The 26,745-nt window shown below is 65.6% G+C and carries 29 protein-coding genes; 16 read left to right on the plus strand and 13 right to left on the minus strand.

What is annotated here, in order from left to right; all coding sequences use genetic code 11:
- Nucleotides 1-224: 224 nt before the first annotated feature.
- Nucleotides 225-944 (minus strand): TetR/AcrR family transcriptional regulator, encoded by a 720-nt coding sequence (locus ACOI2T_RS11005; protein WP_085143778.1) that lies wholly within the window; start codon nt 942-944, stop codon nt 225-227.
- A gap of 169 nt (nt 945-1,113) precedes the next feature.
- Between ACOI2T_RS11005 and ACOI2T_RS11010 the strand changes: the two genes are divergently transcribed.
- Both ACOI2T_RS11010 and ACOI2T_RS11015 read left to right on the plus strand, forming a co-directional pair.
- Nucleotides 1,114-1,896, plus strand: coding sequence for an enoyl-CoA hydratase (locus ACOI2T_RS11010; RefSeq protein ID WP_409501231.1), 783 nt, complete (start codon nt 1,114-1,116; stop codon nt 1,894-1,896).
- A 9-nt stretch (nt 1,897-1,905) separates the two neighbouring features.
- A complete protein-coding gene (locus ACOI2T_RS11015) occupies nt 1,906-3,393 on the plus strand; it encodes an adenylate/guanylate cyclase domain-containing protein (protein WP_409501232.1) in 1,488 nt (495 codons plus the stop codon).
- Between the two features lie 25 nt (nt 3,394-3,418).
- On the opposite strand, the gene ACOI2T_RS11020 is transcribed toward ACOI2T_RS11015, so the two are convergent.
- The 7 genes from ACOI2T_RS11020 to ACOI2T_RS11050 all read right to left on the minus strand — a co-directional run bounded on the left by ACOI2T_RS11020 (nt 3,419) and on the right by ACOI2T_RS11050 (nt 9,277).
- Entirely contained in the window at nt 3,419-4,219 is an 801-nt protein-coding gene (locus ACOI2T_RS11020) for an acyl-CoA dehydrogenase family protein (protein WP_409501233.1), read from the minus strand.
- A gap of 2 nt (nt 4,220-4,221) precedes the next feature.
- Entirely contained in the window at nt 4,222-5,343 is a 1,122-nt protein-coding gene (locus ACOI2T_RS11025; RefSeq protein ID WP_409501234.1) for an acyl-CoA dehydrogenase family protein, read from the minus strand.
- Entirely contained in the window at nt 5,340-5,774 is a 435-nt protein-coding gene (locus ACOI2T_RS11030; protein WP_409501235.1) for a nuclear transport factor 2 family protein, read from the minus strand. Before ACOI2T_RS11030 ends, ACOI2T_RS11025 begins: the two co-directional genes overlap by 4 nt.
- The gene (locus tag ACOI2T_RS11035) at nt 5,752-6,978 is read right to left on the minus strand and encodes a metal-dependent hydrolase family protein (RefSeq protein ID WP_409501236.1); all 1,227 of its coding nucleotides are present in this window, start codon (nt 6,976-6,978) and stop codon (nt 5,752-5,754) included. Before ACOI2T_RS11035 ends, ACOI2T_RS11030 begins: the two co-directional genes overlap by 23 nt.
- A gap of 82 nt (nt 6,979-7,060) precedes the next feature.
- Entirely contained in the window at nt 7,061-7,390 is a 330-nt protein-coding gene (locus ACOI2T_RS11040) for a hypothetical protein (RefSeq protein ID WP_067847798.1), read from the minus strand.
- On the minus strand, nt 7,383-8,720 hold the full coding sequence (locus ACOI2T_RS11045) for an aromatic ring-hydroxylating oxygenase subunit alpha (RefSeq protein ID WP_067847795.1): 1,338 nt from the start codon (nt 8,718-8,720) through the stop codon (nt 7,383-7,385). The genes ACOI2T_RS11040 and ACOI2T_RS11045 overlap by 8 nt, the downstream gene beginning before the upstream one ends.
- Before the next feature lie 26 nt (nt 8,721-8,746).
- Complete coding sequence (locus ACOI2T_RS11050) at nt 8,747-9,277, minus strand: carboxymuconolactone decarboxylase family protein (protein WP_067847792.1); 531 nt, start codon at nt 9,275-9,277, stop codon at nt 8,747-8,749.
- A gap of 234 nt (nt 9,278-9,511) precedes the next feature.
- Between ACOI2T_RS11050 and ACOI2T_RS11055 the strand changes: the two genes are divergently transcribed.
- The 9 genes from ACOI2T_RS11055 (at nt 9,512) to ACOI2T_RS11095 (ending at nt 18,021) form a co-directional block, all read left to right on the plus strand.
- Complete coding sequence (locus ACOI2T_RS11055; RefSeq protein ID WP_067847789.1) at nt 9,512-10,807, plus strand: amidohydrolase family protein; 1,296 nt, start codon at nt 9,512-9,514, stop codon at nt 10,805-10,807.
- A 26-nt stretch (nt 10,808-10,833) separates the two neighbouring features.
- A complete protein-coding gene (locus ACOI2T_RS11060) occupies nt 10,834-12,000 on the plus strand; it encodes an acyl-CoA dehydrogenase family protein (protein WP_067847786.1) in 1,167 nt (388 codons plus the stop codon).
- A gap of 14 nt (nt 12,001-12,014) precedes the next feature.
- Entirely contained in the window at nt 12,015-12,773 is a 759-nt protein-coding gene (locus tag ACOI2T_RS11065; protein WP_409501237.1) for an SDR family NAD(P)-dependent oxidoreductase, read from the plus strand.
- Between the two features lie 5 nt (nt 12,774-12,778).
- Nucleotides 12,779-14,041, plus strand: coding sequence for a CaiB/BaiF CoA transferase family protein (locus ACOI2T_RS11070; protein ID WP_409501238.1), 1,263 nt, complete (start codon nt 12,779-12,781; stop codon nt 14,039-14,041).
- A complete protein-coding gene (locus ACOI2T_RS11075) occupies nt 14,034-15,182 on the plus strand; it encodes a thiolase family protein (protein WP_409501239.1) in 1,149 nt (382 codons plus the stop codon). Before ACOI2T_RS11070 ends, ACOI2T_RS11075 begins: the two co-directional genes overlap by 8 nt.
- A gap of 14 nt (nt 15,183-15,196) precedes the next feature.
- Nucleotides 15,197-16,345: an acyl-CoA dehydrogenase family protein gene (locus tag ACOI2T_RS11080; RefSeq protein ID WP_409501240.1), complete on the plus strand. Its 1,149-nt coding sequence runs from the start codon at nt 15,197-15,199 to the stop codon at nt 16,343-16,345.
- A gap of 116 nt (nt 16,346-16,461) precedes the next feature.
- Nucleotides 16,462-17,106 carry a TetR/AcrR family transcriptional regulator gene (locus tag ACOI2T_RS11085; RefSeq protein WP_067847774.1) on the plus strand — a complete coding sequence of 215 codons (645 nt, stop codon included), beginning with the start codon at nt 16,462-16,464 and terminating at the stop codon, nt 17,104-17,106.
- Between the two features lie 14 nt (nt 17,107-17,120).
- Entirely contained in the window at nt 17,121-17,624 is a 504-nt protein-coding gene (locus ACOI2T_RS11090; protein ID WP_067847978.1) for a hypothetical protein, read from the plus strand.
- A 37-nt stretch (nt 17,625-17,661) separates the two neighbouring features.
- Nucleotides 17,662-18,021, plus strand: a complete 360-nt coding sequence (locus ACOI2T_RS11095; RefSeq protein WP_409501241.1) for a hypothetical protein — start codon at nt 17,662-17,664, stop codon at nt 18,019-18,021.
- Nucleotides 18,022-18,033: 12 nt separating this feature from the next.
- Here the strand turns inward: ACOI2T_RS11095 and ACOI2T_RS11100 are convergent, their stop codons facing one another.
- Nucleotides 18,034-19,224, minus strand: a complete 1,191-nt coding sequence (locus tag ACOI2T_RS11100) for a cytochrome P450 (protein ID WP_409501242.1) — start codon at nt 19,222-19,224, stop codon at nt 18,034-18,036.
- A gap of 219 nt (nt 19,225-19,443) precedes the next feature.
- On the opposite strand from ACOI2T_RS11100, the gene ACOI2T_RS11105 reads away from it, so the two are divergent.
- Nucleotides 19,444-19,818, plus strand: a complete 375-nt coding sequence (locus tag ACOI2T_RS11105; RefSeq protein WP_409501243.1) for a limonene-1,2-epoxide hydrolase family protein — start codon at nt 19,444-19,446, stop codon at nt 19,816-19,818.
- Here the strand turns inward: ACOI2T_RS11105 and ACOI2T_RS11110 are convergent.
- The 4 genes from ACOI2T_RS11110 to ACOI2T_RS11125 are packed head-to-tail and all read right to left on the minus strand — an operon-like array spanning nt 19,779 to nt 23,773.
- Nucleotides 19,779-20,780: an NADPH:quinone oxidoreductase family protein gene (locus ACOI2T_RS11110; RefSeq protein ID WP_409501244.1), complete on the minus strand. Its 1,002-nt coding sequence runs from the start codon at nt 20,778-20,780 to the stop codon at nt 19,779-19,781. The genes ACOI2T_RS11105 and ACOI2T_RS11110 overlap by 40 nt on opposite strands.
- The gene (locus tag ACOI2T_RS11115; RefSeq protein ID WP_409501876.1) at nt 20,777-21,766 is read right to left on the minus strand and encodes a phosphotransferase family protein; all 990 of its coding nucleotides are present in this window, start codon (nt 21,764-21,766) and stop codon (nt 20,777-20,779) included. Before ACOI2T_RS11115 ends, ACOI2T_RS11110 begins: the two co-directional genes overlap by 4 nt.
- Before the next feature lie 32 nt (nt 21,767-21,798).
- The gene (locus ACOI2T_RS11120; protein WP_409501245.1) at nt 21,799-23,100 is read right to left on the minus strand and encodes an acyl-CoA dehydrogenase family protein; all 1,302 of its coding nucleotides are present in this window, start codon (nt 23,098-23,100) and stop codon (nt 21,799-21,801) included.
- Between the two features lie 16 nt (nt 23,101-23,116).
- Complete coding sequence (locus ACOI2T_RS11125; RefSeq protein ID WP_409501246.1) at nt 23,117-23,773, minus strand: TetR/AcrR family transcriptional regulator; 657 nt, start codon at nt 23,771-23,773, stop codon at nt 23,117-23,119.
- Nucleotides 23,774-23,970: 197 nt separating this feature from the next.
- On the opposite strand from ACOI2T_RS11125, the gene ACOI2T_RS11130 reads away from it, so the two are divergent.
- From ACOI2T_RS11130 to ACOI2T_RS11145, 4 genes are read left to right on the plus strand one after another with little or no spacing between them, the layout of a single operon-like run.
- Complete coding sequence (locus ACOI2T_RS11130) at nt 23,971-25,251, plus strand: cytochrome P450 (protein ID WP_409501247.1); 1,281 nt, start codon at nt 23,971-23,973, stop codon at nt 25,249-25,251.
- Nucleotides 25,251-25,445, plus strand: coding sequence for a ferredoxin (locus ACOI2T_RS11135; RefSeq protein WP_409501248.1), 195 nt, complete (start codon nt 25,251-25,253; stop codon nt 25,443-25,445). The genes ACOI2T_RS11130 and ACOI2T_RS11135 overlap by 1 nt, the downstream gene beginning before the upstream one ends.
- Nucleotides 25,446-25,458: 13 nt before the next feature.
- Nucleotides 25,459-25,749 carry a DUF1330 domain-containing protein gene (locus ACOI2T_RS11140; RefSeq protein WP_067847750.1) on the plus strand — a complete coding sequence of 97 codons (291 nt, stop codon included), beginning with the start codon at nt 25,459-25,461 and terminating at the stop codon, nt 25,747-25,749.
- A gap of 14 nt (nt 25,750-25,763) precedes the next feature.
- Nucleotides 25,764-26,681, plus strand: coding sequence for an LLM class F420-dependent oxidoreductase (locus tag ACOI2T_RS11145; RefSeq protein WP_409501249.1), 918 nt, complete (start codon nt 25,764-25,766; stop codon nt 26,679-26,681).
- Nucleotides 26,682-26,745 lie beyond the last annotated feature (64 nt).

Raw genomic sequence — 26,745 nt, forward strand, 5'->3', positions numbered from 1 at the left:
CGCACGCCACGCGGCCGTCGATAGGCCACGCATCAAATGAAGGATGGAGGACGCGGCACCGGCATCCGGCACTGCGGCGAAGGGCCCCAATTCGCCGGCGCCCACACCGATTTTGTCGGCACCGTAAACAGGAACATCGGCCGGCGCCGGTGCGGTCGGACCGGAGATCAGCCAACGGGCTGAGAGTTAGGAGAGCTCTACGTGGCGGAGAACGAAATTCTCAGCTAGCTGGCGGCGAATCCGTGCGCGCAGAAGTCCCAGACTTCGTCGGCGGTGATCGGATGCTGCGAGTTCTCGTCCGCGCCACCGCTCGACTGGGCGACGAACATCACCGTCTGCATGGTCATCGCCGCCATGCGGCGGGGATTGATGCCGTCGCGGAGCAGGCCGGCCTCGGAGGCCTCCTCCATCAACTCCGTGAGCAGTGCCAGCAGCGGCGCGTGAGCGACCTTCACCTCGGACGGATGCGACACCAGCAACCGCGGCGCGAAGTCGGTGAACAACGGCCGCTTCGCGGCGGGATCGGGCCGCGAGGACTCGAACAGCAGCTGAATCGCCACTTTGAGACGTTCCAACGGATCGGTATGGCTTGCGGTCGCGGCCCGGATCTGGTCGGCCGAGCGGCTCAACGCATCTTCGAACAATGCCAGCAGCAGCTCGTGCTTGCCGTCGAACTGCAGGTAGAAGCTCCGCAGCGACTGACGCGAGCGGTCGACGACCTCTTGCACCGTGAAGTCCGTGCTGCCCTTTTCGATGATGATCGCCTGGGCGGCGTCAAGGAAGCGCTGCACGCGCTGAGCGGCGCGCAACTTGGCGGTTTTGATCGACCGCTCGACAGCCCGCTGCTTCCAGGCGGGTTCTTCGCCAGCGCTGGTCACAGGCAGCTCAGATGCGTGCCGAGTCGGGAGAACATGAACTGACTGTACCGGAGAACGCCTTGCCATTGTGGTGCCAGACCCCCTCGCGGCCAACGTGTCGGAGATTGTAACTTTCGAACTGTGAGAATAGTATTCTCACGAAGGGAATTATAGAAGTCCTTCGAGAAGAAGGGCATCTCGTCTTCTCCGCGCCGTCGGGCCCAGCGCGTCGGCCTCATGAAGGACAGGAACCCACGTGTACATCGACTACGACGTCGCCGATGCGATCGCGACGATCACGCTCAACCGGCCCGAGGCCGCCAACGCGCAGAATCCAGAATTGCTCGACGAACTCGACGCCGCGTGGACCAGGGCCGCCGAAGATGCCGCGGTGAAGGTTATCGTGTTGCGCGCCAACGGCAAGCATTTCTCGGCGGGCCACGACCTGCGCGGGGGCGGGCCGGTGCCAGACAAGGTCACGCTCGAGTTCATCATCGAACACGAGTCGCGCCGGTATCTCGAGTACACCCTGCGCTGGCGCAACGTGCCGAAGCCGTCGATCGCCGCGGTGCAGGGGCGGTGTATCTCCGGGGGATTGCTGTTGTGCTGGCCGTGCGATCTCATCCTCGCCGCCGACGACGCGCTGTTCTCCGACCCGGTCGCGCTCATGGGGATCGGCGGAGTCGAATACCACGGGCACACCTGGGAACTGGGTGCGCGCAAGGCCAAGGAGATCCTGTTCACCGGTCGCGCGCTGACCGCCGAGGAGGCCGAACGCACCGGCATGGTCAACCGCGTCGTGCCGCGTGACGAGTTGGACGCCCAGACCATGGAGTTGGCCGGCCAGATCGCGAAGATGCCGGCGTTCGCACTGCGCCAGGCCAAGCGTGCGGTCAACCAGACCCTCGATGTGCAGGGCTTCTACGCCGCGATCCAGTCCGTGTTCGACATCCACCAGACCGGGCACGGCAACGCTTTGAGCGTCAGTGGCTGGCCGGTACTGATGGACATCAACGAGATGAAGGCCAACATCAAGTAACTCGAGCCGATGGGCGCCATTCGGCTCAGCGTGCGGTACGCCGCGGGGCTGATCTACGCACAGATCACGGCGGCGGCGGCCGTGACGCTCGTGGTCGTGGCGTTGAGCCGCAACACGATCGGCGACGTTCGACAACTGCTGACCGAGGCGAATCTGATCGCGCTCGTCGCGCTGATGACGGCGGCGGCGATCGTCGATACCGTCGTCGGTTACGTCAACATCTACCCGACCTTCAAATGGTTTGCCGCGGGCAGGCATCCGACACCGCGGCAACAACGGGCGGCGATGCGCATCGGGCCGCGCCAGACCATCATCCAGTTCAGCACCTGGGCGGTCAGCGCAGTGGTCTATACGGTGGTCAATCTCGATCTCGGCGGGGGAGTGGCCTACGTGATGGGCGGGGCCATCTTGTTCGGCGGGGTGGCGGCGGCGTGTATGGGATTTCTGGTGACGCAACGGATGTTGCGGCCCATCGTCGCCGCGTCACTCACGACAGCTTCGGCGGCCCAGGTGACCATGCCCGGAATCCTGGGCCGGCTGATCACGATCTGGGTGTTGTTCAGCGGCTTGCCCACGGTCGGCATCGCGATGATCGTGCTGGCCCGGTCCAACGGCTGGTTCGTGCAGAAGACGGCTCCGGTCGAGGCCGCGGTGCTGGTGCTGGCTGTCATGTCGCTGCTGTTCGGGCTGCGGTCGATGGTGCTTGTGGCGCGGTCGATCTCAGACCCCGTCCGCGAGGTGGTGCTTGGGATGAAAGCGGTCGAGAAAGGTTGGTCGGCGGTCTCGGTGAAGGTGTACGAGCCGTCCGAGATCGGCCGCCTGCAGTACGGGTTCAACCGGATGGTCAGCGGGCTTGCCGAACGAAACCGACTGCGCGACCTGTTCGGCCGCTACGTCGGTGCCGATGTCGCCCGGCACGCGTTGGAGCAGGGCGGGGCGGTGAGCGGCGACGTGCGCGAGGTCGCCGTTCTCTACGTCGACCTGGTGGGGTCGACGGCGTTGGGCGCATCCCGCCCGCCGCAGGAGGTGGCCGAACTGCTCAACGGCTTCTTCCGGATCGTGGTCGACACCGTCGAGCGCAATCACGGCCTCATCAACAAGTTCGAGGGCGACGCGATCCTGGCGGTGTTCGGTGCGCCGCTGAGACTGGACAACGCGGCGTCGTCAGCGCTCGAGACCGGACGCGCTCTCGTACCCAGGCTTCGCGAACTGCCCGATGTCGAGTTCGGGGTTGGCATCTCGTGTGGTTCGGTGTTCGCGGGCAACATCGGCGCCGAGAACCGCTACGAGTACACCGTGATCGGGGACGCGGTCAATGAGGCCGCGCGGTTGGCCGACCACGCCAAGGACCGGGAATCGGCAGTGCTGTGCTCCGGCAGTGCCCTGGCGAGCGCCGATGCCGACGAAGGGCAGCACTGGACGGTGCGGGGCTCGACGGTGTTGCGTGGCCGTTCGACGGCAACGGTGTTCGCCGAACCGCTACCGCAGTCGCCCTGATCGCCGGCTCACGGCGCAGCGGGTGTCAGAGGTGAGCGAGGCGGGGCACCGAGCCGCGGGCCCGTAACCCCGCTCCGGCGCGGCGGGTGAGTTCCCTTGAGCTGCCCAGCAATCCATCGAGCACGAGGGCGCGCTTCACGTGGCGGTGCAGATCGTGCTCTTCGGTGAAGCCGATGCCCGCAAGCACCTGCTGGCAGTGTTTGGCCGCGGTCAGCGCCGCCTTGCCCGCGGCTGCTTTGGCCAGCAATGCGGTGAGGTCAGGATTGTCCGCGCCGGGCAGGGTGAGCGTCGCCTCGGCGCCTTCGATGGCGACGAGGGTTTCGGCAAGCCGGTGCCGGACGGCCTGGAACGACGCGATCGGCCGGCCGAACTGGACGCGGTCGAGGGCGTGCTGACGGGCCAGGGCCAGCATCGCCCGGGCCGATCCGACCAGCCACCAGCCGACGGCCAGGCGGGCCTCGGCCACCCGAATGGGGTAACCCTCGTCCTCGCGGCGCAGCGGCAACCCGCCGAGCGTCGGGTCGGTGCTCTGCGCGGTCGTCCGGTCCCACACCACCCACGTGTTGCCCGCATAGGGCAACGGCAACTCCAGGGTCCCGCCGATCTCGTTGCCGGTCGCGTTCAGTACGACGTCGACGAGAACAGAAGCATGCGAGCCGGTTTCTCCGAGCAGCCGGAACACCAGCGGCACCGCGACGTCGGGCATGTCCGACAGCATCTCGGCCCAGCCGAGTTCCACCAGGGCCGCGTCGAGTTCGGGGCCGGAGGTCGTGAGCATGGTCTTGCGCAGACCGTCTTCGAGCAGTTCGAGCGACTCTCGATCCATGGTCACTCCTTCCCGAGATCGAGCAGGCGGCGGGCGATGATGTTGCGCTGCACTTCTGCGGTGCCGCCGTAGATCGTGGCCGCGCGCGAGTACAGATACTCGGTGCGCCATTCGGTGTCGTCGAGTTCGATGACACCCGGCAGCAGATCGCGCGCGGTGTCGTAGAGGCGTTGTTCGGCACCGGCCAGCAGCACCTTGTCGATCGAGGTGTCCGGACCCAGTTTGTGGCCGTCGGCCAGCCGGTGCTGAGTGGCCCGCGAGCGGCAGCGCAGCGTGTGCAGGGCCAGGTATGCCTCACCCATGTCGGAGTCCACCACCTGCCCGAGATTCTTGACCTCACCGACCAACGCGTCGAACCGTGAGTACAGGTAGGCGATGCGCTGCCAAAAGCACGTCGAGCGTTCGTACGGCAGCAGATCCATCGCTAGGCGCCAGCCGTCGCCGGGCTTGCCGAGCATCCGGCCGGCGTCCACCGCGACGTCGTCGAAGTACACCTCACAGAACTCGTCGACATCGTGCATGGTGCGCAACGGGCGCACCGAGATGCCCGGGGTGTCGAGGTCGACGAAGAACGCCGTGATCGCCTCGTGGTTGGGGGTGTCCGCGTCACCGGTGCGGGCGAGCAGGATGCAGCGGTGTGAGTACTGGGCGAAACTCGTCCAGACCTTCTGTCCGTTGATGATCCATCGGTCGTCCTGCTGTACCGCGCGGGTGGTCAACGACGCCAGATCGCTGCCCGAGCCCGGCTCGGAGAAACCTTGGCACCATTGCTCTTCGCCGGACAGCAGTTTCGGCACCATCTCGGCCGCCAGTTCGGCGGGCGCGTAGTCGATCATCGTCGGCGCCAGCACTTCGAGCATCGAATACGGGCCGGGCTCGGCGAGCCGGCGACCCACGACCTCTTCGCCGACGATCGCGCGCAGGATCTCCGGGCCGCCCAGGCCCCCGGCGTGCTCGGGCCAGCCGTAGCGGCTCCAGCCGCCGTCATAGAGTGCCTTCTGCACCCGGGCGAACTGCCGCATGTGCCCTTCGAGCGTGTGGTCGCCGGGTGGGGTCAGGTCGTTCTCGGCAAGCCAGGCCTGCAGTGCGGTGCGGAACTGACCGGGGTCGTGGAGGTCGGTCATGCGGACGGCCGGCCGATCGCGTGTGGCTTGCCATGGTCGTGCGCGCCGCTGCGGCGGATGAACGTCATGGCCCTGGTCTTCAGCCGCCAGCCGTCGGCGGTACGCACGTAGGTGTCGTTGTAGTACCCGATGCGCATGTCGTGGGCCGAGTGCTCGATGAAGCACAGCGGCTGCGTGCCGCTTGCGACGTCGGGGTTGTCGGGGTCGAACGTCACCAGTGCCGTCCCGGTCAAGAACAGACCTTTGGGTGCGGCATCCACCAGCACCGGAAAACGTTCCAGCGCATAGGTTTCCCCGAACGCGCTGTATGTGCCGTCGGGCGTGAACACCGAGACCAGCCCGTCGATGTCGCCCTGGGTGATGGTCACCGCGTACTTCGCCAGCACCTGCTGGATCTCGACGAGGTCGTCAGTTCTCGCTTGCGTACTCATTGCGAAAGACCCTACCCCCCTTCATTACAAATTTCACATCTCTTGTAACGCTGATGTCCTGCAGTGGATCGCCGGGCACCGCGATGATGTCGGCGAGGTAGCCCTCGGCGATGCGGCCGAGGTCGGTCCGGTTGATCAGGTCCGCTCCCACCACGGTCGCCGCCCTCAGCACCGCAGCCGGGGGCATACCCCACTCCACCAGGGTCACGAGCTCGTCGGCGTTGCGGCCGTGGGGGATGGCCGGCGCGTCGGTGCCGACGGCGATCTTCACGCCGGCCTCGTACGCGGCCTTGATCGACGTCTCGGCCTTCGGGAACATCTCGGCAGCCTTGTCCTGCAGGACCTTCGGCGCGTTGGAGACATCCATGGCCTGCGCGAGCCGGCGCGTGGTCACGAGGAACCGGTCGTTGTCGACGAGCATCTGGATGGCTTCGTCGTCCATGAGGAATCCGTGCTCGATGCAGTCGATCCCACAGGCCACCGCGTGCTTGACGGCTTCGGCGCCGTGCGTGTGCGCCGCGACCCGCAATCCGCGCCGATGCGCCTCGTCGACGATGACCCGCAGTTCCTCGTCCGAATAGTGTTGGGCCCCAGCCTCTCCGGTGAGGGACATGACGCCGCCCGAGCAACACACCTTGATCAGCTGGGCGCCGTGCTTGATCTGGTAGCGCACCGCCTTGCGGATCTCGTCTACGCCGTTGGCGATGCCTTCCTCGATCGTGAGCTCCAGCACGCCGGGCATGAAGGCCGCGAACATCGTGGGGTCGAGATGGCCGCCGGTCGGCGTGATGGCATGGCCCGCAGGCACGATGCGCGGCCCTTCGATCCAGCCCGCGTCGATGGCCTTGCCGAGTGCGACGTCGAGCAGGTAGCCGCCCGTCTTGACGAACAACCCGAGGTTGCGCACCGTGGTGAACCCGGCGCGCAACGTGCGACGGGCATTGCCCACCGCGCGCAGCACCCTCGTCGGCGGATCGTCCTGCACCTGGGACAGTCCCGGGTTCTCGCCCCGGCCGCCCATCAGCAGGTTGACCTCCATGTCCATGAGGCCGGGCAGCAGTATTGCGTCGCCCAAATCGACGATCTCTCCCGCGGGCTCTCCGCCGAGCCCGACGATGCGGTCGCCGTCGACCTTGACGATGCCGGGGCGAATGATCTCCCCGGCGTCGACATCGACCAGACCCGCGGCTTTGAGGGTCAGCATGGCTGCGCCGACACTACGGTTGCTGACGGATTTCGGGTGATTTTCATCAGAACCCGTAGTCTCGGCGATGCGTTGGGCACGTTCAGACCACCGGCTCCTTGACGAGCTGGATATAGGCCGCGCCGCTGTCGAGCACGCGGGGCTGCTTCCACACTTCGACCGGGAAGCTCACCATCACGATCGATTGCCCGAGATGCACCAGGGCCTTGGCGTCTTCGGGCATGCCCTTGAGCGGGAACCGCGCGTCGACATAGACCATGATGTCCTCGAGCCGTGCCATGCCTGCGTCGTAGAGGTCCTGCATCTCCTCCATCGTGGAGTTGAGACGCTTCTGATAGCGCTCCTCTTCGGTGGGCAGGCACCAGTCGCTGAACCGCTCGAGGTCGGCGAATTCTTCGGGCAGCTTAGACATTTGCGGGATCCTTCGTGGTCTTCGTGTGGGCCGCACCGTTGGCGGAACCGTTCCCGTTGGCCAGTGATTCTTTGTACCGGTCGACGTACTTGTGCGCGGTGTGGTGCAGGTGGCGCAGCAGGATCTCCTGGTCGCACAGCGGGAAGTCGAGGACGGCGCGGGTGCCGATCTGCGTCTGCGTGGCCTCCAGCGTGTTGGCGTCCTGAAACGCGTACTCCTTGAACGTCACCGCGGCAAGTTCCTGAGAAAGCCGTTCGCGCAGGTTCTTCGGCGGTACGAAGTACAGGTCGGCCTCGAAGATGTGGGTGTCCACACCGGTAGGCCAGTAGTTGTAGGTCAGATACCAGCCCGGCACCCAGAAGAGCAGGGTGAAGTTCGGGAAGAACTCGAATGAGTCCTGGCCCCAGGTCTTGTGCCGACCCGGATTGATCGCCGGCGGCAGCTCATCGGGCAAGATGCCCTTGATGTCGGGGCGATCCCACGGCCCGAACAGGCCACTGTGCAGGATGCGCTCGATGGGCTTGACCATCTTGAGGTCCTTCGGCGGGCTCATGCCGCCCCAGGACGAGATCATCGAGTGATCGCCCTTGATGTCGTAGTGCAGCGCCTCGAAGCCGAACTTGGCCAGCTTCTCGGCCTCCTCCTTCTCTGCTTGCTTCATGTGCAGGATCGGCGCGTGGTAGAACTCGACGAACGCATCGATGAACAGCTTCCAGTTGGCTTTGATCTCCGAGCGGTAGCTGTAGTGCTCGGTCATCTCGTGGAACGGATAACCCTTGAGGCCTTGGCCGAACTCGCCCAGGTACTCCTCGAGCGACACCGCGTCGTCGTCGAAGTTGACGAAGATGAAGCCCTCCCACACCTCGCAGCGCACCGGCTTGAGCGGGTAGTCGGCCTTGTCGACATCGAAGAACTCCTGCTCCTGCTGGATGAAGGTCAGGTCGCCCTTGAGGTTGTAGCGCCAGGCGTGGTACTTGCAGACGAACTGGCGGCAGCTGCCGGAAACCTCCTCGCCCGGGTAGTCGTTCCACACCAGCTTGTTGCCGCGATGGCGGCACAGGTTGTAGAAGGCCCGGATCTGGTCGCCGTCGTTGACGATGATGATCGACGTGCCCGGGCCGACCGACGGCAGCTCACGGGTGATGTAGCTGCCCTTCTTGGGAATCAGCTCCACCCGGCCCATTTGCAGCCAGGTCTTTCGGAAGATGGCCTGCTGCTCCAGCTTCCAGTGTTCGGGATCGATCGAATCCTCGTAGTTGACTGGCCCGGTGCCCAATTCGGGCCAGTTCTCGGTCCAGCTGCCGGCGGCCGGCTTCGGGAAAAACGCCACGGGATTTACCTACTTTCTTTCCGAGATTAGTGGCCGGACTCCGGCGCGATTCCAAAAGTGTTGTAAGCCATGGCCATCAGGCCATAGCCGCCGACGGTGAAAACCAGGTCCATGCGCTGGCGGTCGTCCAGTTTGTCGCCGAGGGCTGCCCAGGTCTCGTCCGAGATGCGTGACTGCTCGTCGAGTTCGTCGACCGCATCGAGCACGATTTGGTCGAACGCGTCGACGGCCGTGCCTTGCGCGACACCTGCGATGTCGTCGTCGGTGAGACCTTCGGCCTTGCCGATGAAGGCGTGGTGGGCCCACTCGTACTCGCAGTGCCTGCGGTGGGCGATCCGCAGGATCGCCAGCTCGCGAAGCCTGGGGTCCAGGGTCGAGCGGAACAAGAGGTGGTTGCTGAACCGAAGAAACGCCTTGGTCAGTGCCGGATGACGGGCCAGTGTCGACAACGCGACCCCCGCTCCCTGGGGGTTGAGTCGTTCCTCGGGCAGCATGACCGACAGCGCGCGACGTACGTCGTCATCCCACTCGTCGGCGGGTAATGGGGCCAGGCCCACGGACGCTTCTCCTCTCGGCGGCGCTCCGATGACTCTCGCGTGCGAGAATCAGGTTCTCATTTCCGACTAACAGGTTTCCATCTTTTCTCGAAGCGGTCAATGGGAAGACCTCGTAGCGGGTCATGACCAGCGTGTATCCGCTCGTCAACGATGGCAGACATTGATTCTCTCTACGCGAGAAGCTAGTTTTCTGTACTAGAGAACCTGGTGAGCACACGGGAACGGAGCACCGCCATGCAAAAAGACGACATGATCTTGATCAGCGTGGACGACCACATCATCGAGCCGCCGAACATGTTCAAGAACCATCTGCCTGCGAAGTACCGCGACGAGGCGCCGCGGCTCGTGCACAATCCCGATGGCAGCGATACCTGGCAGTTCCGCGACACCGTGATCCCCAACGTGGCGCTCAACGCCGTGGCGGGCCGGCCGAAGGAGGAGTACGGCCTGGAGCCGCAAGGTCTCGACGAGATCCGTAAGGGCTGCTATGACCCCGACGAGCGGGTCAAGGACATGAACGCGGGCGGAGTGCTGGCGACGATGAACTTCCCGTCGTTCCCGGGCTTCGCCGCGCGGCTGTTCGCCACCGAGGACGCCGAGTTCTCGCTGGCGCTCGTGCAGGCCTACAACGACTGGCACATCGACGAATGGTGCGGGTCGAATCCGGGCCGCTTCATACCGATGGCGATTCCGGCGATCTGGGATCCGCAACTGTGCGCCGACGAGGTGCGGCGGGTGTCGAAGAAGGGCGTGCACTCGCTGACGTTCACGGAGAACCCGTCGACCCTCGGCTATCCGAGCTTTCACGACCTGGAGTACTGGAAGCCGTTGTGGGAAGCCCTCGTCGAGACCGACACGGTGATGAACGTGCACATCGGGTCGTCGGGCAAGCTCGCGATCACCGCGCCGGACGCGCCGATGGACGTGATGATCACCCTGCAGCCGATGAACATCGTCCAGGCCGCCGCGGATCTGTTGTGGTCGGCACCGATCAAGGCCTACCCCGACCTCAAGATCGCGCTGTCCGAAGGCGGCACCGGGTGGATCCCGTACTTCCTGGACCGGGTGGACCGCACCTACGAGATGCACTCGACCTGGACGCATCAGGACTTCGGCGGCAAGCTGCCGTCCGACGTGTTCCGTGAGCACTTCATGACGTGCTTCATCTCCGATCCGGTCGGCGTCAAGAACCGGCACCTGATCGGCATCGACAACATCTGCTGGGAGATGGACTACCCGCACTCCGATTCGATGTGGCCCGGTGCGCCCGAGGAACTGTGGGCGGTGTTCGACACCTATGACGTGCCCGCCGACGAGATCAACAAGATCACGCACGAGAACGCCATGCGGCTCTACCATTTCGATCCGTTCAAGGACGTTCCCAAGGACCAGGCCACGGTCGGCGCTCTGCGAAAGTCCGCCGAGGGCCATGATGTGTCCATCCGGGCCCTGAGCAACAAGGAGAAGACGGGCACGAGCTTCGCCGACTTCCAGGCGAACGCCAAAGCCGTGTCCGGCGCCAAAGACTGACGAGGAGACCGCGAGTGTCGGGTGGTATGAACTTCGAGCTGACCGAGGACCAGGAGCTCATCCGGAAGTCCGTGGCCGAGCTCGCGGGCAAATTCGATGACCACTACTGGATGACCAAGGACCAGGCGCACGAGTTCCCGCAGGAGTTCTACGACGCCATCGCCGGCGGCGGCTGGCTCGGGATGACGATCCCCGAGGAATACGGCGGACACGGTCTGGGGATCACCGAGGCCACGATCCTCGCCGAGGAAGTGGCCCGATCCGGCGGTGGCATGAACGCCGCGAGCGCCATCCACATGTCGATCTTCGGCATGCAGCCGGTCGTGGTCTTCGGCTCGGATGCGATGAAGGCCGAGACGTTACCGCGGATCGTCAACGGGGACCTTCATGTGTGCTTCGGTGTCACCGAACCCGGTGCGGGCCTGGACACGTCGCGTATCACGACATTCGCCAAGCGAGACGGCGACAGTTACCTGGTCAACGGACGCAAGGTGTGGATCTCCAAAGCCCTTGAGTCCGAGAAGATCTTGCTTCTCACGCGGACGACACCCAGGGACGAGGCGGCCAAACCGACCGACGGGCTGACGCTGTTTCTCACCGACCTCGACCGCGACCACGTCGACATCCGGCCCATCAACAAGATGGGGCGCAACGCCGTCTCGTCCAACGAGTTGTTCATCGACGACCTCCGCGTCCCGGCCGAGCACCGGATCGGCGAGGAGGGCAAGGGGTTCAAGTACATCCTGCACGGGCTCAACCCCGAGCGGATGTTGATCGCCGCCGAAGCGCTGGGCATCGGCCGGGTCGCGCTCGACCGGGCGGTCAAGTACGCCAACGAGCGCGTGGTGTTCGACCGGCCGATCGGCATGAACCAGGGCATCCAGTTCCCGCTTGCCGACTCCCTGGCCCGCCTCGACGCCGCCGAACTTATCCTGCGCAAGGCCACGTGGCTCTACGACAACGGCAAGCCGTGCGGCCGAGAGGCCAACATGGCGAAATACCTCTGTGCCGACGCGGGATTCGCGGCCGCCGACCGTGCCCTCCAAACACATGGCGGGATGGGCTATTCGGAGGAATACAACATCTCGCGGTTCTTCCGGGAATCGCGATTGATGAAGATCGCCCCGGTGAGCCAGGAGATGATCCTGAACTTCCTGGGCGCCAACGTTCTCGGCCTGCCCAAGAGCTACTAGAGGAAGCGTTACGCATGAGGACCTATTTCGACCTGACCGGGTGTTCGGCGCTCGTCACGGGGGCAGGTGCCGGCATCGGCGCCGCCGTGTCCGAGGCGCTGGCCGCCGCGGGCGCCGCCGTACTGGTCACCGATATCAGCGGTGACGCGGCAGCGGGGGTCGCGGAACGCATCAATGCCGCGGGCGGGAAGGCCGACAGCGCACCGCTCGACGTCAGTGACCGCGACGCCGCCGTCGCGGCCACCGAGCGCGCGGCGGGGCTCGGCGAGGGCAAGCTGCACATCCTGGTCAACAACGCCGGCGTCACCTCGCCTGCGATGTTCCCCAAACTCACCGACGAGACGTTCCGGCTCACCTTCGACATCCACGTCATGGGGACGTTCCACGTCACGCAGGCCGCACTGCCGCACATTCCGACCGACGGCACCGGACGCGTCGTCAACGTCACCTCGTCGGCAGGCATCACCGGGACCCTCGGCCAGGTCAACTACTCGGCGGCCAAGGCCGGCCTCATCGGGTTCACCAAGTCGCTCGCACGGGAACTCGCGCCCAAGAACATCATGGTCAACGCCTTGGCGCCGTTGGCCGCGACGCCGATGACCGAGACCATCCGCACCAACGAGAAATTCGCGGCCAACATGATGAACCGCATCCCGCTCAAGCGTTGGGCCGAAGCCGACGAAGTTGCGGGCGCGTTCGTCTTCCTGGCCTCCGATGCCGCGTCGTACATCACCGGCCAGGTGCTGCCGGTCGACGGCGGCATGGTTATGTGACGGGCATGCCCCACGACACACCAGGTAGTGCAGGTCCGCTGGCCGGGATCACCATCGTCGCGCTCGAGCAGGCGGTATCCGCGCCGATGTGCACGCGGGTGCTGGCCGACTTCGGCGCCCGCGTCATCAAAGTGGAAAACCCCAAGGGCGGGGATTTCGCGCGGGATTACGACGAAGTTGTCAACGGCCTTGCGGCGCACTTTGTCTGGGCCAACCGCGGCAAGGAATCCATCACGCTCGACCTGAAGTCGACCGGTGGCATCGATGTGCTGCACCGGTTGCTGGACCGGGCCGACGCTCTGGTGTCGAACCTCGCACCCGGTGCGATGGCGCGGATGGGGCTGTCTCCTGCCGAGCTCTCGCAACGTCATCCGCAGGTGATCCCGGTCGAGATCGACGGGTACGGCACCGGCGGACCGCTGTCGCACAAGCGTGCCTACGACCTGCTGGTCCAGGCCGAATCGGGGGCCTGCGCGGTCACCGGCTATCCGGACATGCCGGCCAAACCCGGCCCGCCCGTTGCCGACATCTCGACCGGCCTGTACGCCGCGCTGTCGATCATGGCGCTGTTGATCGGCCGGACCCGGCAACCGTCCGATGCCCCCGCGCCCGCGGTGGCCGTGAGCCTGTTCGACACCATGACCGACATCATGGGCTATCCGCTCACCTACACCCAGCATTCGGGCATCGACCAACAACCCCTTGGCATGAGTTCGCCCGCGGTGTCGCCGTACGGCGCGTTCCCCACCCGCGACGGCCAGACGGTCGTGCTCGGCACCACCAACGACCGGGAATGGCAGCGGCTGGCCCGGGAGATCATCGACCGGCCCGATCTGGCCGACGACCCGCGCTTCGCCACCAACTCCGACCGCTGCGCGAGCCGCGACGTGCTCAACGACGCGATCGGAACCTGGTGTGCGCAGCACGATCTCGCCGACATCCAGCAGATCGCCGACGAGGCGGGCATCGGGAACTCGCGGTACAACCGGCCCAGCGAGGTGATCGCACACCAGCACCTCAAAGACCGGGACCGGTGGCGGACCGTCGCCACACCCAGCGGCGACATCTCGGCGCTGCTGCCGCCGCCGGTGATCTCCGGCCACGAACTGCCGATGGGCGGGGTTCCCGGCCTCGGCGAACACACCGATGCCATCCTGGGCGATATGGGCCTGTCAGCCGAGGACATCGCAGCCTTGCGGGAGCAGGGCGCGATCGGCCCGGCCTACCCGACGTCCCAGATACCGAGAGCGGAGCACTCCAATGCGTGAAACCGTCATCGTCGAAGCCGTCCGCACCCCCGTGGGCAAACGCAACGGCGGACTGTCCGGCATGCATGCCGCCGATCTGTCCGCGCTGGTGCTCAACGCTCTGGTGGAGCGGGCGGGCATCAGTCCCGAGATCGTCGACGATGTCGTCTGGGGGTGTGTGTCCCAGGTCGGCGACCAGTCCAGCAACATCGGCCGGTACTCGGTGCTCGCCGCGGGCTGGCCCGAGCACATCCCGGGCACCACGGTCAATCGAGCCTGCGGTTCGAGCCAGCAGGCCCTGGACTTCGCGGTGCAGGCCGTGATGTCGGGGCAACAGGATGTCGTCGTGGCCGGGGGAGTCGAGGTGATGAGCCGCGTGCCGCTGGGCGCGGCCCGCGCGACCGGACAGCCGTATGGCCCGAAAGTGCTTGACCGGTACCGGGATTTCTCGTTCAACCAGGGCATCTCGGCCGAATTGATCTCACAGAAGTGGGGATTCGACCGGACCCGGCTCGACGAGTACTCGGCCGGCTCGCACGAGCGTGCCGCGGCCGCGCAGGACGCCGGCGCGTTCGAGACACAGATGATCACGGTGTTTCCCGATGACGGCGACCCCGTGATCGCCGATGAGGGCGTGCGGCGGGGAACCACCGTCGAGAAGCTCGCGGGGTTGAAGCCGGCCTTCACCGAGGACGGCGTGATCCACGCTGGCAACTCGTCGCAGATCTCCGACGGAGCGGCCGCGCTTCTGGTCATGACCGCGGAAAACGCTGTGACGATGGGCCTTTCGCCGATTGTGCGCTACCGCGCGGGTGCGGTCACCGGCGCCGATCCGGTGCTCATGCTGACCGGTCCGATTCCGGCCACCGAGAAGGTGCTGCGCAAGGCCGGTGTGCGTCTCAACGAGATCGGCGTCTTCGAGGTCAATGAGGCGTTCGCGCCGGTGCCGCTGGCGTGGCTGGCCGAAACCGGGGCAGACGAAGCCAAACTCAACCCGCTGGGCGGCGCGATCGCGCTGGGTCATCCGCTTGGGGCGTCGGGGGCCGTCCTGATGACCCGAATGATAAATCACATGCGCGACAAGGGAATTCGTTACGGCCTGCAGACCATGTGTGAAGGCGGGGGCACCGCCAACGCGACGATCGTCGAACTTCTCGCCTAGTAAGGGGCCAACGCATGCAGCGAAACCTTTTCACCGAAGACCACGAGGCATTCCGCGCCCTGGCGCGCGACTTCGTCGAGAAGGAAGTCGTGCCGCAGTACCCCGAGTGGGAGAAGGCCGGCCGCATGCCGCGCGACGTCTTCAAGCAGATGGGTGAGCTCGGCATGCTGGGCATGGCGATCCCCGAGGAGTACGGGGGTGCGGGCATCTCCGACTATCGCTACAACGTGGTTTTGCAGGAGGAGGCCGCCCGGGCGCTGGTCACCCTGTCGACCGTACGTACTCAGCTCGAGGTGATCCTGCCGTACTTCCTGCACTACGCGAACGACGAGCAGCGCCAACGCTGGTTCCCGGGACTGGCGGCCGGGACGTTGTTGACGGCGGTCGCGATGACCGAGCCGGGAACCGGCTCCGATCTCGCCGGCATGCGCACGACCGCTGTGCGGGACGGTGACTCCTATGTGCTCAACGGTGCCAAGACATTCATCACCGGCGGCATCCAGGCCGATCTCGTGGTCGTCGTGGCCCGGACCTCCACCGACCCGGACAATCGGCGAAAAGGCTTGACGCTGTTGGTTGTCGAGGACGGCATGCCGGGTTTCGAGCGTGGCCGTGAGTTGGAGAAGATGGGCTGCAAGGTCCAGGACACCGCCGAGCTGTCCTTCACCGATGTCCGGGTCCCCCTGGCCAACGTGCTGGGGGAGGAGGGCGAGGCATTCAGCTATCTGGGGCACAACCTGCCGCAGGAACGGTTGACCGTCGCCGTCGGATCAGTGGCCCAAGCGCGGTCGGCGATCGCCGCGGCGATCGACTACACGAAGGACCGCAAAATATTCGGGGCCTCGGTCTCATCTTTTCAAAACACCAAGTTCGAACTCGCGGCGTGCTCGGCCGAGGTCGAGGCCGCGCAGGCGATGCTGGACCGGGCGGTGGCCCTGCACGTGGACGGCGAGCTGTCGGGGGCCGACGCGGCCCGCGTCAAATTGTTCTGCACCGAGATGCAGGCGCGGGTCATCGATCGTTGCCTGCAGCTCTTCGGCGGGTACGGCTACATGATGGAGTACCCCATCGCCCGGCTGTACACCGATGCCCGGGTCGCGCGCATCTACGCGGGCACCAGTGAGGTCATGAAGGTCATCATCGCGAAATCTCTCGGGCTGTGACCTGCGCCATTCACGCCATGTGACGGCTGTCAAGATTTACCCTCTCTGAGACACTTGTCACAGCGCCCAAACCAACCTACTGTGTGTTCACTAGGTTGGTTGGACGAAGGAGTTCGGTGACGCCTCCCGATGGATCGTCTGAGGCCGTAAGGCCCTACGCGACACTGCTCGCCAAAGGGGAAGACCGCAGGCAGCGGATCCTTTCGGTGGCCGAGAGGCTGCTGGCGCGCAACGGGTGGCGAAACACCTCGCTGGCACAGATCGCCAAGGAAGCCGGTGTCACGCCGGCTGGTCTGCTGCATCACTTCGAGTCCAAAGAGCAGTTGCTCAACGCGGTGCTCGATGCCCGTGACGACGACGACGATGCGCACGCCGACCGGTCGGGCGACCTCGCTGACGAGATCAAGCGGGTGGCCGAGCGGTTTGTCCGGGCACCTGAACTCGTCGGCACGTTCACCGTGTTGTTGGTGGAGAACATCCAGCCCGATGCTCCACTGCACGATCGTTTGCTGAAACGTCAGCAGGATGCGCGGGACATCGTCGCTGACATCATCCGCCGCGGTCAGCTCAGTGGCCGCTACCGCACAGATTTCGACCCGGTCACCAAGGCCGTGGAGATACTCGCCTTCGTAAATGGAATGGAGACCTCATGGTTACTCGATCCCTCACTGCCGCTGGCGGACGTGTTCAAGGGGTACGCCGAGATGCTGGCCCGCGAGATCGAGGCGCCGTCCGGCCGCAGCGCAGCGGCCGGCCTGTGAGATTGGAGGACGACATGAGGTATCGGCTCGACGTCGTCGCACCCTGTGTGGTCGACGCGGTGCGGTTCGCGGGTGGCTGGCTCGTCGACCGGGTCATGGCGGGGTGGGATGTCACGGTGCTGATCGGTGCTGACGAAGACGTCCGGCCGCTGGAGATCCTCGGCGTCGACACCATGGACCTGGAGAGCGTGCTGGTGTCCTGGCAGGACCGGCCACACCCCCAGACCGTGGCGGTGGCGGCCGATCTGTTCAACTCTGACGAGCGCGTCCGGCGGGGAGTTCTCGGAGCGCTCGAGCAGGGACGGACCGAGGTGACGCTGTGGGGCGAGCAGTGCCCGGCCGATCTGAGTGTCGATCCCGTGCGTCACGAATTATCCGCGGCTGCACGGGCTTTCAAAGCCCAGGCGCTTGCCGCGGTCCAACACCCCGAGGCCGCGGCCGTCGGCTACACCGAAGCTTTCCGGTGCGGCACGATGATCAGCCGGTCGGTTCCGGCAGATCTCATTCCCGCCAGCTGACGCCTGCCGCTTGCAGTCGAGCGGCAAGGTGTGCCGGATGAAGGCGATCGGGTCGCGACGGCGGAGCCAGCCCGCACCGCCGTGGGCGATCTTCGCCGACCTGTGCGATCCGAACCGGCAACCGGTACGTCCCTGGCTGCATCTGCGCGACGACGAAATGCCACCCGCCATCGTCGAGTCCGCCCGCCCACACCGTGTGGTCTGGTCATCACTGTGGGTCCGAAGGCCGGACGCACAGGTCCGTTTCGACCTTGAAGCCGAGCCCGGCGGAGGCACGTATCTGCGCTGGACGCTCTACGTCGATGACCCGGTCCCCGACGCCGAAATGACTCGGCACATGTGCAAGCGGATCGGTGAACTCGTCAACGCCAACCTCAGACACACCTACGGGCAGTGAATCTCGATACGGTCAGGCGACAAATGTGGGCATCGCAGCCCAGCCGCGGACCGCGGCGGTTTCCGACGGTACGGCGTTGGGCCAGTCGACCTCCCACTGTGGGAAGCGTTTGAGGATCTCCTCGAGTGCGATGCGGCCTTCGAGCCGGGCCAGCGCGTTGCCCATGCAGAAGTGTGTGCCGGCGCCAAAGGTCATGTGCGAGCGCTGCTCCCGGTGGATGTCGAAGACGTCACCGTCCGGCGCGAACCGGCGGTGGTCCCGGTTGGCTGCGCCGACGAGCATCAGCATCGCAGACCCCTCGGGCACGGTCTGGCCGTAGTACTCGACGTCACGGGTGACGTATCGGGCGATCTGCAATGCCGGTGGCTCCCAACGTAGGATCTCCTCGATTGCCTGAGGAATCAGGGATGGATCCTCCACCAGCTGCCGGCGCTGATCCGGATAGTCGGCCAGCGTCTTGCCGGCCCAGCCGATCAGCCGGGTGGTGGTCTCAGAACCGGCGGTGGCGATGACCGTCAGATACAGCAGGAGCTCATCGCGGCGAAGCTTGCGGACGGTGCCTGTCTCGTCCGCGAATTCGGCGTTGAGCAGGTCGGTCATGATGTCGTCGGACGGGTGTTCGGCGCGCCAGTCGATGAACTCCGCGAACACCTCACCGGTGGCCAAAGCGTCGACGGTCTGTCCTTGCAGGATTTCCTCACCGTGGTCGGTGATCTGGCGCTGCCGCTCCTCGGGGATACCCAGCAGCATGCCGATGACGCGCATCGGCATCTGCTCGCCGAGATCGTTGACGAAATCGAACTTTTCGGAACCGACCAGTGGATCCAGGCAACGCGCGGTGAACTCGCGGATCTGCGGTTCCAGCGCGAGCACCTTCCGCGGGGTGAACATGCGCGACAGCAGGTTGCGGTGGATGTTGTGGATCGGTGGATCCTCGAAAATGAGAGTGCCCGGCGGGATCTCCATGCCGGATTTGATGATCTCCAGCACGGCTCCCCGGCCCGAGATGAACGTCTCGTGGTCGATGACGGCTGCGTTGACGTCGTCGTAGCGGCTCAGCGCATAGAAATCATGCTGCTCGTTGTAGTACAACGGCGCTTCTTCTCTGATCCTCGCGAAGACCGGGTAGGGGTTCATGTTGAGGTCGACGTTGTACGGGTCGTAGTAGACGTCGGATTCGGTCGGTGCCGTCGGCACGGCCATGGGATCTCCATCCGGTGGGCTTGAGCAAGTCGTGTCGAGTGGGTTCGGGCCAGGGGCACTCGGCGGTTGGTGAGGGCTACTGTGCACCTGCTTAGCAGGTGAGCTGACGCTCGGTCAAGGTTTCTCGCTCGAGGCGGTGAACTGGGTGAAAGACTCGGTCGCATTTACGATCAGTCGAAAGAATGTAAACATGGTGTCACGCCAGAAGGACCGAGGACAATGACCGCTGAAGAAATCGTCCGCGCCGAGATCGCTGCGTGGGGCAGCAACGACATCGACGAAGTCATGAGCCACTTCGCCGAGGAGGCCACATTCGACATCGGCCCCGACTGGCCGAAACTGTCCGGGCGGGACGCGATCCACGAAATGATGAAGGTGTTTTTCGCCGGCGGTAAGTGCGTCGACCTCGAGATTCGACATCTCGCCGTCGATGGGGATGTCGTGTTGATGGAGCGCCGCGATCACTGGGTTGTGGACGGGAAGCAGATGAGCTGGCCGGTCATGGGAGCCTACGAGGTGAAGGGCGAAAAGATCACGGCGTGGCGCGAGTACTTCTATCCGCCGAAGGACCCCAGCGCCGACGGCAATGGATAGCTCATGTCGATGATCACCTTGCCGATCGCCTGCCCATCGGCGACGTGCCGCAGCGCCGCGGCGGTCTCGGCCAGGGGATAGACCGCGCCGATGTGTGGCTTGACGCCGCCGGTGGCCAACAACTCGCGCAACTCGGATTCGTTGCGCGCGAACTCGTCCGGCGGGATGTCCTGGAACTGGAATCCGACGATCTGGATGCCCTTGACGAGCACGAGGTTGAGCGGGATCTGGGGAATGCTGCCGGATGCGTAGCCGACCGTGACGAACCGGCCACCGCGGCGCAGCGATCGCAACGCGGGTTCGGACAGCTCGCCCCCGACCGGATCGATGACGGCATGTGCGTCGGCGGGCAGCGCCTCACGCAGCGTCGTGCGCAGGGGGCCTGCGGTGTGATTGACCAGTACAGAGGCTCCGTAACGAGCTGCTACGCAGAGCTTTTCGTCGGATGACGCCACGGCCGTCACCCGCGCGCCGAGCACGACCCCGAGCTGAACCGCGGCGAGCCCCACCCCGCCGCCGGCGCCCAGCACGATCAGGTCGTCGCCGGACCGAACCTGCGCCACCGACCGCAGCGTGTGATAGGCCGTGCGGTGCGCGACGCCGAACGCCGCCGCGGTGCGGTCGTCCACACCGTCGGGAATCCTGGCCAGCGCTGCGCTGCCGACGCAGACCTCCTCGGCGAACGCGCCGAACATTCCCGTGCCGGTGACGCGGTCACCCACCGCGAAATCGACGGTGTCCGGCGCGACTTCGGTGATCACCCCGGCGAATTCGCTGCCCGGCACAAAGGGCACCGGCACGTTCACCTGGTACTGGTCGGCCACCAGAAGCACGTCGGGGAAGTTGACCGCCGCCGCGCCCACACGGACACGAAGCCGCCCCGGCGCCAGAACGGGTGAGGGCAATTCCTCGACACGGACCGCCTCGGGTGGCCCGTACTCCCGGCAGACGGCGGCTTTCACCGGTAGTCGGTGGACTCGGCGAGTTCTGCGGCCGAGGCCATCAGGTCGGTCACGACCGGTCCGAAGGCCAGCAGCTTCTCGTCGTCACCGGCGCGCTGGAAACCCTGTTCCAGCACGATCGCAAGCTTCCACTTGGCCAGCACGAGGTAGTAGTCCAAATCGTCGACCTGGCGTCCCGAAACGTCGGCATAGTGTGCGACGACCGCGTCACGCGACGGCATGCCGCGCATGTCGACGTAGCTCATCTCGGAGGCGGCCGGCACATCGGTATCGGCGGGCCAACTCTGCACCATCCACGCGAGATCGAGCTTGGGGTCGCCGACCGTGCCCATCTCCCAGTCGACGATCGCCGCCAGACGAGCAGGCGCACCGTGACGGTACATGACATTGGCGAACTGATAGTCGCCGTGCATCAAGCCCGGGATGAAGTCGAGTGGCCGATGGGCCCGCAGCCAGCCGGTGGCCACCTCCAGCCCCGGGAGCTCGCGCTTCTTGATCCGTTCGAGGAAGCCGATCCAGCGGTCGACTTGCCGTTCGTGATACCCGTCCGGCCGGCCGAGGTCGGCCAGACCCCGCGCCTTCCAGTCCACTTTCGACAGGAGCGCGATGCCTTCGGCGAGTTGGTAACTCAGGCCGGACCGGGTGCTGACGTCGCTGTCGAACGGTTCGGGCCAGGTGCCGTGCCGGTCCATCGGCGACCAGCCGTCGACGAAGCCCATCAGGTAGAACGGCCGCCCCAGCACGTCGGGATCCGCGCACACGGCCACCGCGGCGGTGTGCGGGACATCGGTCCCGTCGAGCGCCTCGATGATGCGCCACTCCCGCAGGATGCCCTTGTCGCGGTCGGGCGGAGCGCCCGGCGGTGGCATCCGGATGACGCACCGCTCCTCGCCGCGGCGCAGCTCGTAGATCACGTTCTGGGTTCCACCCGACAGGAAGCGCGCGGTCAGCGGTTCGCCCTTGCCGGGCAGGCCGGCGTTGTCCATCCAATCGGCAAGGCGCGCAACGTCGATACCGCTCACAGATTGCCGACCTCGGCTTCCAGATAATCGGCGAAGCGCGCCCGCGCCGCTTCCCGCTTGCGGGGTATCCACTCGGTGGGCCACGTGTCGTCGGTGGGCTCGTAGTCGCGCAACACCTGCCGGGCGACCGTGGTCTTGTGCACCTCCGTCGGCCCGTCGGCCAAGCCCATCACGGCCGCGCCGGTGACCATCCCGAGGAACGGCATCTCATTGGTGACACCCAGCGCACCGTGCACCTGCATTGCGCGCCAGGCGATGTCGTGCAGAACGGTCGGCATCACGACCTTGACGGCGGCGATGTCCTTGCGAACCTTCTTGTAGTCGTTGTACTTGTCGATCTCCCACGCGGTGTAGAGCACCATCAACCGGAACTGCAACAGCTGTGCATACGAGTCGGCGATGTAGCCCTGCACGAATTGTTTGTCCGACAGGCGGCTGCCCTGTGTCTCGCGGCTCAGCGCACGTTCACACATCATGTCGAGCGCCTTGCGGGCGAGACCGATGGTGCGCATGGCATGGTGTATCCGGCCACCGCCCAGCCGGGTTTGGGCGATGACGAACGCTTGCCCCTCGCCACCCAGCAGCGCCTCGTTCGGGACCCGGACGTTGTCGTAGTGGATCAGCGCATGCGAGCCCTCGTCGTCGCGTTCACCGTACAGGCCGACATTGCGGACGATCTTGACGCCAGGGGTGTCGGTCGGCACGAGGAACATCGACATGCCCTGATAGGCGCTGACGTCAGGGTTGGTCACGACCATCACGATCAGGAACGATGCGGTTGCGGCGTTGGACGAGAAGAACTTCCAGCCGTTGATCACCCAGTCATCCCCGTCGCGCACTGCCCGGGTGGTGAACAGGGTCGGGTCGGCGCCGGCGTGCGGTTCGGTCATCGAGTAGCACGAGAACAGCTCACCGTCGAGCAGCGGCCGAAGATATCTCTGCTTCTGCTCGTCGGTGCCGTAGTGCGCGATGATCTCGGCGTTGCCGGTATCCGGTGCCTGACAACCGAATACGATCGGAGCCCATTGCGAACGGCCCAGGATCTCGTTGAGCAGTGCGAGCTTGAGCTGACCGTAACCCTGGCCGCCGAGTTCGGGACCCAGGTGGGTGGCCCACAAACCTCTCTGGCGGACTTCGTCTTTCAGCGGGGCGATCGCCTCGCGGCGTTTGCCCTCGAGCGGCGTGAACTGCTGGTGGGGCCAGACGAGGTCGAGGGGTTCGACGCGGTCGCGAACGAAATCGTCCGCCCAGTCGAGCACCTGCTGATACTCGGCGTCGGTCTCGAAATCCCAAGCCATATCGCCTCCTTGCGATCTAGGGTCTGACGGTGTTGAAGCCTGCGACCAGCGCGGCGATATCGCCGGTTACCACGTCCGAGAACGACCGGTCCCCGTAGCTGCCGCCGGCCCAGTGCCGCACGCCTTCGCTCACGAGGATCTGGGCCAGATGCGACAGGTGAGCCACGTCGACATGGGCCGCGAGCTTGCCGTCGGCCTGCGCCCTGGTGAACAGCTCACCGAACATGTCCGCGCTCAGCGCATCCGGATCGGCGTCGCTGGTCAGGATGCGGTGCTCGTGGCGGTAGCCCTCGAGAATGGTCTCGATGATCAACTCCGGCGGGTTGCGCGCCATCGACCGCTCCAGGCTGCGCAGCGCCTCGGCGATGACCGGCACCACCTCATAGTCGGAGCTCAGCAGCGATTGCACGCGCTTCTGCGCGGCGCGGGTCGACAGCAGCCCCACCTCGAAGAGCACGTCCTCTTTGGCCGGGAAATAGAAGTAGAACAGCGCGCGGGACACGCCGGCGGCCCGGCAGATGTCGGCGACGGTCGTGCGCGCGTAGCCGTTGGTCCGCCACAGCGCCGTCGCCGCCTGCACCAAACCGCGTTTGGTCTCGTGAGAGCGGGCCCGTTGATACGACGCGCGACGCTGACCCCCGTCAACGGTCGTCGGTGCATCAGCTTTGGGCATACGCGAACTGTAACAGCGGTTTTGTCCGGTGGAAATAGTTGACGTTCGTCTAACTAACTCCGGCTTACCCCGCGAGCGTCCGCGCGGATGCGCACGGCCCGGCGCGGCCGCATTGACGCAATACAGGTGCTATGGAAATCTAATACTCAAGAATGAGAGCCGCATTCTCGCGACGGCGGCTGGAACGGGAGAAACACATGGCGATCGACCCAACCGGTATCGATTTCTTCCGCGATGAACGATTGGTCGACAACCCGTACCCGTTCTTCGAGGCGTTGCGTGACAAGTGCCCGGTCACGCGCGAGGACCACTACAACGTGACGATGGTGACGGGCTGGGACGAAGCCGTCCAGATCTACAACGACGAGGAGACCTTCTCGTCGTGCATCTCGGTGACCGGCCCGTTCCCGGGGTTCCCGGTACCGCTGGAGGGCCGCAGCGGTGAGGAAGTCACGGCGCTCATCGAAAAGCACCGCGACGAATTGCCGTTCAGCGACCAGCTGCCGACGCTCGATCCGCCGACGCACACCAATCACCGGTCGCTGCTGATGCGGCTGATCACACCGAAGCGCCTCAAAGAGAACGAGGACGCGATGTGGCAGCTTGCCGACGAGGTGCTCGACAACTTCCTCGCGCCCGGCGAGGGTGAGTTCATCAAGGGCTTCGCCGGACCCTTCACGCTCTTGGTGATCGCCGATCTCCTGGGCATACCCGACGAGGACCGTGAGTCATTCGTCAGCGGCATCAAGCAACACTCCGGCGGCGGTGTCGGCAGCACCAGCAAGGAATCGTTGTCGCACAGTCCGCTGGAGTTTCTTTACGGGCAGTTCGCCGACTACGCAGCGGATCGCCGGGCCAACCCCCGCGATGACGTCCTGACGGGTCTGGCCACCGCGACGTTCCCGGACGGGACGCTTCCCGATGTGGGCGATGTCGCGCGCGTCGCGACGAACGTCTTCTCCGCCGGCCAGGAAACCACGGTCCGACTGCTGAGTACCGCGCTCAAAGTGCTCGGCGAGCAACCCGAGATCCAGCAGCGCCTGCGCGACGACCGCAGTCTCATACCGAATTTCATCGAAGAGGCCTTGCGCATCGAGAGCCCGGTGAAAGGCGACTTCCGGCTATCGCGCTGCCCGGTCACCGTCGGGGAGACCGAGCTGAGTGCGGGCACCACGGTGATGGTGCTCAACGGGGCGGCCAATCGCGACCCGCGCCGATTCGAAGATCCGGACACGTTCGACCCGGCACGTAAGAACGCCCGCCAGCACCTCGCATTCGGCCGCGGCATCCACAGCTGCCCCGGTGCGCCGCTGGCCCGCGCCGAGACTCGCGTCGGCCTCGAGCGTCTGCTCGACCGCACGACCGACATCCGGATCTCCGACGCCAAGCACGGCCCGGCGGGGGAGCGCCGCTACACCTACATCCCGACGTTCATCCTGCGCGGCTTGACCGAACTGCATCTGGAGTTCGACACCTGATGCGGGTCAGGGTCGACGAGGACCGTTGCGCCGGCCACGGTATGTGCCTGACGCTGTGCCCCGAGGTCTTCGAGATGTCAGACGATGGTTGGGCGGTCGCCGACCCGGAAGACGTGCCCGCCGGACTCGAGGACGCCGCCCGCGAGGCGGTCGAGAACTGCCCAGAACGGGCGATCAGCGAGATCAACGACTAGAGAAGGATATTCGATGGCAAAAGGCTATGTAATCATCACCGAGGACATCAAGGATCCGGCGGGCATGGGCGAGTACGCGAAGCTGGCGCAGCAAGCCATGGCCGGCGCGACCATCGTCGCCGTCGACCAGAAACCGGAAGTCGTCGAGGGCACCTGGCACGGCACCCAGACCGTCGTGCTCGAGTTCGAGTCCGTCGACGCCGCCCGCGAGTGGTACTACTCCGACGCCTACCAGAAGGCGGCCAAGGTCCGCCAGAGCGCGGCTGACTGCAACGGCGTGATCATCTCCGGCTTCCCCGCCTGACCACGGCGGCCGCAGTGCACTACAGCATCACGCACCCGATGCACACCCATCCGTATCATCCGGATCTGGTGAGCGGCGACGGGATCGCGGCGGTGGCGGCTGCGGCCGAAGCCGCCGGCTTCGACGGGTTCGGGTTCACCGATCACCCCGCCCCGTCGCAGCGCTGGCTGGACGCGGGCGGCCACGACGCGCTCGACCCCTTCGTGGCGATGGCGTTCGCCGCGGCCGGGACGACGACGCTGCGCCTCGTGCCCAACATCGTCGTCCTGCCGTACCGAAACCCGTTCGTGGTCGCCAAATCCGGCGCAACCCTCGACCTGCTGTCGGGTGGTCGGTTCACGCTTGCGGTCGGCGTGGGGTATCTCAAGCGCGAGTTCGCGGCGCTCGGCGTGGCATTCGACGAGCGCACCGAGCTGTTCGATGAGGCGCTCGAAGTCATCCGTGCCGTGTGGACCACCGACGACCTGACGTTCGAGGGCAAGCACTTCAGCGCTCGGGGCATCACGGCCCACCCGCGTACGGTGAGCCAGCCGCATCCACCGATCTGGATCGGCGGCAACACCTCCGCCGCGCGGGCACGCGTCGCGAGGCACGGTGACGGTTGGTGCCCGTTCGCCGCGCCGCCGGGCCTGGCGCAGACGGCAGGAACCGCGGCCCTCGATTCCCTGGACAAGTTGGCAGCCGGGATCGACGATCTTCGTGTCCGGTTGGATGCGGCCGATCGAGACGCCGCGTCGATCGACATCGTGTTCAACAACTTCGACGGCGGCAATCCGGGTGATGAGGATTTCAATGCCGACGCCTACCTGGCCGGCGTGGAGAAGCTGTCCGCACTCGGGGTGACCTGGCTACATGTTTCGCTCCCGGGCGACAGCTTGACCCACGCGCTTGAAACCGTTGAAAGTTTCGGGAAATCCGTCATCGCGGCGTAGCTCGCGAGGCGCGTCTCCGGGTGCTGTGTCGGTCGGCCCGCCTAGTAGCGACATTGTCGCTGAA

Origin of the sequence: Mycolicibacterium wolinskyi str. Jessa 2025, from assembly GCF_049241375.1 — a bacterium.
Lineage (GTDB): Bacteria > Actinomycetota > Actinomycetes > Mycobacteriales > Mycobacteriaceae > Mycobacterium > Mycobacterium wolinskyi.

Bases quoted from the DNA above. Each gene is read 5' to 3' on its own strand.
- ACOI2T_RS11005 (WP_085143778.1), bottom strand. From the start codon at position 944: ATGGCAAGGCGTTCTCCGGTACAGTCAGTTCATGTTCTCCCGACTCGG.
- ACOI2T_RS11070 (WP_409501238.1), top strand. From the start codon at position 12,779: ATGCCCCACGACACACCAGGTAGTGCAGGTCCGCTGGCCGGGATCACC.
- ACOI2T_RS11140 (WP_067847750.1), top strand. From the start codon at position 25,459: ATGGCAAAAGGCTATGTAATCATCACCGAGGACATCAAGGATCCGGCG.
- ACOI2T_RS11080 (WP_409501240.1), top strand. From the start codon at position 15,197: ATGCAGCGAAACCTTTTCACCGAAGACCACGAGGCATTCCGCGCCCTG.
- ACOI2T_RS11040 (WP_067847798.1), bottom strand. From the start codon at position 7,390: ATGTCTAAGCTGCCCGAAGAATTCGCCGACCTCGAGCGGTTCAGCGAC.
- ACOI2T_RS11130 (WP_409501247.1), top strand. From the start codon at position 23,971: ATGGCGATCGACCCAACCGGTATCGATTTCTTCCGCGATGAACGATTG.
- ACOI2T_RS11090 (WP_067847978.1), top strand. From the start codon at position 17,121: ATGAGGTATCGGCTCGACGTCGTCGCACCCTGTGTGGTCGACGCGGTG.
- ACOI2T_RS11030 (WP_409501235.1), bottom strand. From the start codon at position 5,774: ATGAGTACGCAAGCGAGAACTGACGACCTCGTCGAGATCCAGCAGGTG.
- ACOI2T_RS11095 (WP_409501241.1), top strand. From the start codon at position 17,662: ATGAAGGCGATCGGGTCGCGACGGCGGAGCCAGCCCGCACCGCCGTGG.
- ACOI2T_RS11135 (WP_409501248.1), top strand. From the start codon at position 25,251: ATGCGGGTCAGGGTCGACGAGGACCGTTGCGCCGGCCACGGTATGTGC.
- ACOI2T_RS11125 (WP_409501246.1), bottom strand. From the start codon at position 23,773: ATGCCCAAAGCTGATGCACCGACGACCGTTGACGGGGGTCAGCGTCGC.
- ACOI2T_RS11065 (WP_409501237.1), top strand. From the start codon at position 12,015: ATGAGGACCTATTTCGACCTGACCGGGTGTTCGGCGCTCGTCACGGGG.
- ACOI2T_RS11015 (WP_409501232.1), top strand. From the start codon at position 1,906: ATGGGCGCCATTCGGCTCAGCGTGCGGTACGCCGCGGGGCTGATCTAC.
- ACOI2T_RS11035 (WP_409501236.1), bottom strand. From the start codon at position 6,978: ATGCTGACCCTCAAAGCCGCGGGTCTGGTCGATGTCGACGCCGGGGAG.
- ACOI2T_RS11105 (WP_409501243.1), top strand. From the start codon at position 19,444: ATGACCGCTGAAGAAATCGTCCGCGCCGAGATCGCTGCGTGGGGCAGC.
- ACOI2T_RS11075 (WP_409501239.1), top strand. From the start codon at position 14,034: ATGCGTGAAACCGTCATCGTCGAAGCCGTCCGCACCCCCGTGGGCAAA.
- ACOI2T_RS11115 (WP_409501876.1), bottom strand. From the start codon at position 21,766: ATGGACAACGCCGGCCTGCCCGGCAAGGGCGAACCGCTGACCGCGCGC.
- ACOI2T_RS11025 (WP_409501234.1), bottom strand. From the start codon at position 5,343: ATGACCGACCTCCACGACCCCGGTCAGTTCCGCACCGCACTGCAGGCC.
- ACOI2T_RS11055 (WP_067847789.1), top strand. From the start codon at position 9,512: ATGCAAAAAGACGACATGATCTTGATCAGCGTGGACGACCACATCATC.
- ACOI2T_RS11020 (WP_409501233.1), bottom strand. From the start codon at position 4,219: ATGGATCGAGAGTCGCTCGAACTGCTCGAAGACGGTCTGCGCAAGACC.
- ACOI2T_RS11060 (WP_067847786.1), top strand. From the start codon at position 10,834: ATGAACTTCGAGCTGACCGAGGACCAGGAGCTCATCCGGAAGTCCGTG.
- ACOI2T_RS11120 (WP_409501245.1), bottom strand. From the start codon at position 23,100: ATGGCTTGGGATTTCGAGACCGACGCCGAGTATCAGCAGGTGCTCGAC.
- ACOI2T_RS11100 (WP_409501242.1), bottom strand. From the start codon at position 19,224: ATGGCCGTGCCGACGGCACCGACCGAATCCGACGTCTACTACGACCCG.